Raw genomic sequence first — 5,365 nt, 5'->3', positions numbered from 1 at the left:
TTGCGCATCAGCTGGTTGCGTACCACGTCGACTTCCTTGCCGATCACGTGTTGGGTGCGGGCCAGCAGGTCGGCCGGGGTGATCTTCTCCTTGACGCGGTAGCTCGCCCCGTACAGTTCGCGCTGGCTCATCCCGGTGAGGTAAAGGACGGCCTCGCGCAACGTCTTTGACGGGATGGTGCCGGTCTGGACGCACACGCCACCGAGCATCTGGCCCCGTTCGACGACCGCGACCGACTTGCCGAGCTTGGCCGAGGCGATGGCGGCCTTCTGGCCGCCGGGCCCCGAACCGATGACCACCATGTCGTACTCTTGCGCCGAACTCATGGGTAAACAGTAGAGCAGCAGAACTCACAGTGCTGAGTTCATTCACAGGTGCGGGATTCCGCCGCTTCTCGCGAGCGCCGGCTGACGGCGGGGCCCGTCAGCGTGGTGCCCATGACGACGCATCGACCTGACTTCAAACTGAACCGGCCCGGCGCACTCATCGCCGCGCTGCCTGCCGTTCTCGGCTTCGTACCCGAAAGTTCATTGGTATTGGTGTCTTTGGACGGCGGTGACCTCGGAGCGGTGATGCGAGTCGACCTCTCCGAAGAACTCACCGCCCGGGTCGGACACCTCGCGGATGTCGCCGCCGCGGCCAGGCCCGACGCCGCGATCGCGGTGATCGTCGACGGGGAGGGGGCGCACTGCCCGTCCTGCAACGAGGACTACCGGCAGGTGTGCGACGCGCTCGCAAAGTCGTTGTCGCAGCACGGTATCGAGCTGTGGGCGGCGCATGTGGTCGACCGGGTCGCGCTCGGTGGGCGCTGGCATTGCGTGGACGGTTGCGGTTCGAGCGGCCCGGTGGACGATCCCTCGGCGTCGCCGCTGGCCGCCGCGGCGGTGCTCGACGGCAGGCGGCTCTACGCTCGCCGCGCTGACCTGCAGGCCGTCGTCGCGGTCGAGGACACGGCGCGCAGCGCCGAGCTGACCGGCGTGATCGACCGGCAGGCGGCCAGGCGCCGGGCGGCCCACCGCACGAACCCGGACCGCTGCGTGCGTGGCGACGTGCGGCACGCGATGACGGTGGCGTCGCGTGTGGCCGCCGGCCAAGCACCGTCCGATGCCCAGCTGGCCAAGCTGGCCTGCGCCCTGAGCGACGCGCAGGTGCGCGACATCCTCTACGCCCTGGCGGTCGGCGAGAACGCCGGCGAGGCGGAGTCGTTGTGGGCGTTGCTGGCGCGCACCCTGCCCGCGCCCTGGCGGGTCGAGGCGCTGGTGCTGCTCGCGTTCAGTGCCTACGCCCGCGGCGACGGGCCGCTGGCGGGGGTGTCGCTGGAGGCCGCGCTGCGCTGCGCGCCCGAGAATCGGATGGCGGGCATGCTGGACACGGCCTTGCAGTCGGGGCTACGGCCGGAGGACATTCGGGAACTGGCGCTCACCGGCTACCGGCTGGCCAAACAGCTCGGCGTGCGGATACCGCCGCGCCGAGTGTTCGGCCGCAGAGCATGCTAGCCCGACGGCGGGGCGGTCAGACCTTCTCGACCTTGACGGCGTGCGCCATCTCGTGCGGCAGGGTGACGTTCTCGTGGCCGGGGATGACGATGGTGACCCCGGCGGGCCCGGTCTCGACGGTCACCCGGGCATTGGGGACGACCCCGGCGTCCTTCAGGCGGGTGATCAGGTCGATGTCGCCTTGCACGTGTTCGGTCAGCTGGCGTACGACGACGGCCACCGGGGAGCCGGGCGGCAACTCGGTCAGCCGGACGAGGATGGCTTCCTCCGCGCCCGATTCGGGGCCCACGCCCAGGTCCAGAAGCCCCGGGATCGGGTTGCCGAAGGGGGAGGTGGTCGGGTGGTTGAGCACCTTCACCAGCCGCCGCTCCACGTCCTCGCTCATCACATGCTCCCACCGGCATGCCTCGGCGTGCACTTCCTCCCAGGGCACCCCGATGACGTCGACGAGCAGCCGCTCGGCAAGGCGGTGCTTGCGCATCACCGCGATGGCCAACGCCCGGCCCTTGTCGGTGAGCTCCAGGTGGCGGTCGCCGGCGACGTGGAGCAGCCCGTCGCGCTCCATCCGGGACACGGTTTGGCTGACAGTCGGCCCGCTCTGCTCGAGGCGTTCGGCGATGCGCGCGCGCAGCGGCGTCACGCCCTCTTCTTCGAGGTCGTAGATGGTCCGCAGGTACATCTCGGTGGTGTCAACCAGGTCGTTCATTCAGCACCCTCCATCGACGCCGAGTCTACTTGGCCAGCTGCGCGAACGGGTGTAACGCTTCCCCGACAAGCAGTATGCCCGCCGCGTCCGCGGCGGGCATACCGTCTTGTTACTAGTTCGGGCGGCGATCGCAAGCGCGGCGTTAGCCGGGCGCCGCGGGTCGCCGGGATCTACCTGGAGCCTTAGCTTGCGTACGACCGTAGCCGGTCGGCGCGCTCGCCGTGGCGGAGTTTGGACATTACGTCCCGCTCGATTTGCCGGACCCGCTCACGCGAGAGGCCGAAGAGCTTGCCGATCTGGTCCAGCGTGCGCGGCTGGCCGTCGTCCAGGCCGAAGCGCAGCCGGATCACCTGGTGCTCACGCTCGTCGAGAGTGGCGAGCACGCTGCGGATGTCGGTGTGCAGCAGCTCGGCGATCACCGCGTTCTCGGCGGACATCGCTTCGGCGTCCTCGATGAAGTCACCCAGCGGGGCTTCTTCCTCGGAGCCGACGGGCATGTCCAGGCTTACCGGGTCGCGGCTGTGCTCGAGCAGGTCGTTGATCTTCTCGACCGGGATTCCGGATTCGGCCGCCAGCTCCTCGTCGGTGGCCTCGCGGCCCAGGTTCTGGTGCATCTCCCGCTTGATCCGTGCCAGCTTGTTCACCTGCTCGACCAGGTGCACCGGCAGCCGGATGGTCCGGCTCTGGTCGGCCATGCCGCGGGTGATGGCCTGGCGGATCCACCACGTGGCATAGGTGGAGAACTTGAAACCCTTTGTGTAATCGAACTTTTCCATCGCACGGATCAGGCCCAGGTTGCCCTCCTGGATCAGGTCCAGCAGCGGCATCCCGCGACCGGTGTAGCGCTTGGCCAGCGACACCACCAGACGCAGGTTGGCTTCCAGCAGGTGACGGCGCGCGGCCTCACCGTCGCGCACCACGGCCTCGAGGTCGCGTCGGCGGTTCTCGCCGAGGCGCTTACGAGTTTCGAGCAGATGCTCGGCGTAGAGCCCGGCCTCGATGCGCTTGGCCAGTTCAACTTCGCCCGCTGCATTCAGCAGCGCCGTCTTACCGATGCCATTGAGATATACGCGCACGAGGTCCGCGGCGGGGCTTTGAGCATCCAGATCGCCATCAAATCTGCTCGTGCTGGCGTTCGCCATAGCGACCTCCCGTTCGGCTTGTACTGTCATTGAGTTCAACGACAGATCAGCCCTGAGAGTTCCCAGCCCTATCCCATCTCACACGTCTTGACGTGCACAAATGTCCCGTCGACCTGAGAATGTCCTAAGAAGTGCGGACTATTCCCAGCCGTGCGGTCCCGGGGGCCAGCTTGAGTGCGGATGCGGGCGCGCCTCGAGCGCAGGGCGCTCGGCGCTGGGGAACAGCGGGGTGCGTCGGCGGGCGTCGTCGAACCGCCGAGGCTCGTCGGGGCGCCGTGGCGGGCGGTCGTTGGCGATCAGGACCGCCATCCATGGCAATGGGATCGACACGGCGACGATCGCCAGTGAGATCAGACCGTTGTGCCAGGCGCCGTATGCCAGCGCGGCCAGGATCAGGGCCGGGATCCGAAAGCCCATCAGGGTCAGGTATTTCCGGACCCGCGCGCGGTGCTGCTCTTCATAGGAGGGTGCTGCGGCGGTGATGAGCACCGGTCGGCCCTCATCGTCGAACCCCAGATCGGATTCGCGCTTCATTTCTCCACTCTCCCACACCCGGCCGATTCCGGCAGGAGCGAGTTAGGGGGCACAATGTGAGGCATGCAGACCCAGACGATCGAACGCACCGAGACCGACGAACGCGTCGACGACGGGACCGGCAGCGATACGCCGAAGTACTTCCACTACGTGAAGAAGGACAAGATCGCCGAGAGCGCGGTTATGGGCAACCATGTGGTGGCGCTGTGCGGCGAGGTGTTTCCCGTCACCAAGGCGGCCAAGCCGGGATCGCCGGTCTGCCCGGACTGCAAGCGGATCTACGACCGGATGAAGAAGGGCTAGGTCGCACCGGCTGGGCCGGCCGTCACAGCGTCGCGTTGTCGGCGGGTGCCGGCGCCGGCGGGGAATCCGTCGGACGCTTCGACACGGTCAGGCGGGCTTCGAGCCACTTGCGCAGGCGGTGCGCGTGCGTCTTGGGCGCAGGGAATTCCTCTTGGATCGCCGCGTTCAGTTCGGCGCCCAGCATCACCGCGAAGCCACCGAAGAACGCGAACAACAGGAACGCGATCGGTGTGGCCAGCGCGCCGTAGGTATAGCCGGTGCTGGTGATCCACCGCAGGTAGATCCGCAGGCCCAGGGTGGCGATCAGGAAGACCGCCGTGGCGAGCACCGCGCCGTAGATCAGCCGGTGCGTCGGCAGCGGTTCGGGCAGCGACACCCGGTACAAGATGACGACCCCGATCAGCAGCCCGAGGATCAGCGCCGGGTAGTAGCCGTACTGAAGTACGTTGGCCAAGTCGTACGGGATGTGCTCGCTCACCTTGCGCGGACCGATCACCAGCACGGGCGCGGCAACCACCACGAACACCAGCATCACCATGTAGATGAACAGTGCGAAGAGCCGCTGGCGTACGGGATGGCGCAGGGGAGTCTGGTCGTGAGCCTCCACCACGGCGTCGACGTAGGCCGAGATCGCCGACGATCCCGCCCACATCGAGATGAGGAAGCCGACCGACACCACCTCGCCGCGGGCGTTGGCGGTGACGTCGCGGATGGTCGGCTCGATGATCTCGTTGACGACGCTGGGCGAGAAGAAGCTGCGGATCGCGGAGATGACGCTCTTCTCGATCGACGTCAACGTGTCCGGGCCGAACAGCGGCGCCACGTAGGCCAGGCTGCCCAGCATCCCGAGCAGCAGCGGCGGGAGCGACAGCGCCGACCAGAAACCCGCCTGGGCCGACTCGGAGAAGATGGAATCATCCCAGCTTTTCGAGACGGTCCTCAGGGTGAGTCGCCAGATGTGATGGCGGGACGGTTTTGCGACTTGATCGCTCATACCCGTCCAGCATTACCGAAGACTGCCCCCATCGCCCACATTGGTGACGGGTGAGTTGGCGGAACTAGCTTCCGCTGATCTCCAGGACGGCAGACAGCTCGGTCAGCTTGGCCTCGTGCTCGTTGGCGTGATGCTGGCAGAAGAGAAGCTCGGCTCCAGAAGGCAGCTTGGCGCGGACTCGAGCCGCGGC

The 5,365-nt window shown here is 67.4% G+C and carries 7 protein-coding genes; 2 read left to right on the top strand and 5 right to left on the bottom strand.

The features are described from left to right. Positions 1-326, bottom strand: a 326-nt coding sequence (locus A9X04_RS19525) for an FAD-dependent oxidoreductase (RefSeq protein ID WP_156764431.1), incomplete at its 3' end; no start/stop codon positions are given. Positions 327-437: 111 nt separating this feature from the next. On the opposite strand from A9X04_RS19525, the gene A9X04_RS19520 reads away from it, so the two are divergent. Beyond that, on the top strand, positions 438-1,496 hold the full coding sequence (locus tag A9X04_RS19520) for a DUF4192 domain-containing protein (protein WP_067924028.1): 1,059 nt from the start codon (positions 438-440) through the stop codon (positions 1,494-1,496). A 16-nt stretch (positions 1,497-1,512) separates the two neighbouring features. Here the strand turns inward: A9X04_RS19520 and A9X04_RS19515 are convergent, their stop codons facing one another. The 3 genes from A9X04_RS19515 to A9X04_RS19505 form a co-directional block, all read right to left on the bottom strand. Continuing rightward, positions 1,513-2,202, bottom strand: a complete 690-nt coding sequence (locus A9X04_RS19515; protein WP_067924025.1) for a metal-dependent transcriptional regulator — start codon at positions 2,200-2,202, stop codon at positions 1,513-1,515. 182 nt (positions 2,203-2,384) lie between these two features. Further along, positions 2,385-3,374: a sigma-70 family RNA polymerase sigma factor SigB gene (gene sigB / locus A9X04_RS19510; protein WP_067924022.1), complete on the bottom strand. Its 990-nt coding sequence runs from the start codon at positions 3,372-3,374 to the stop codon at positions 2,385-2,387. Positions 3,375-3,482: 108 nt separating this feature from the next. Beyond that, positions 3,483-3,896, bottom strand: a complete 414-nt coding sequence (locus tag A9X04_RS19505; protein WP_369804416.1) for a DUF3099 domain-containing protein — start codon at positions 3,894-3,896, stop codon at positions 3,483-3,485. Between the two features lie 45 nt (positions 3,897-3,941). Between A9X04_RS19505 and A9X04_RS19500 the strand changes: the two genes are divergently transcribed. Further along, on the top strand, positions 3,942-4,181 hold the full coding sequence (locus A9X04_RS19500; RefSeq protein WP_067924016.1) for a DUF3039 domain-containing protein: 240 nt from the start codon (positions 3,942-3,944) through the stop codon (positions 4,179-4,181). Between the two features lie 22 nt (positions 4,182-4,203). Here the strand turns inward: A9X04_RS19500 and A9X04_RS19495 are convergent, their stop codons facing one another. Further along, on the bottom strand, positions 4,204-5,175 hold the full coding sequence (locus tag A9X04_RS19495) for a YihY/virulence factor BrkB family protein (RefSeq protein WP_067924013.1): 972 nt from the start codon (positions 5,173-5,175) through the stop codon (positions 4,204-4,206). Positions 5,176-5,365: the final 190 nt, after the last annotated feature.

This window comes from Mycobacterium sp. E3247, from assembly GCF_001667785.1.
In the GTDB taxonomy this organism is placed as follows: domain Bacteria; phylum Actinomycetota; class Actinomycetes; order Mycobacteriales; family Mycobacteriaceae; genus Mycobacterium.
Note: the sequence above shows the minus strand (reverse complement) of the source record. Positions and strands in the feature narration are given on the sequence as shown.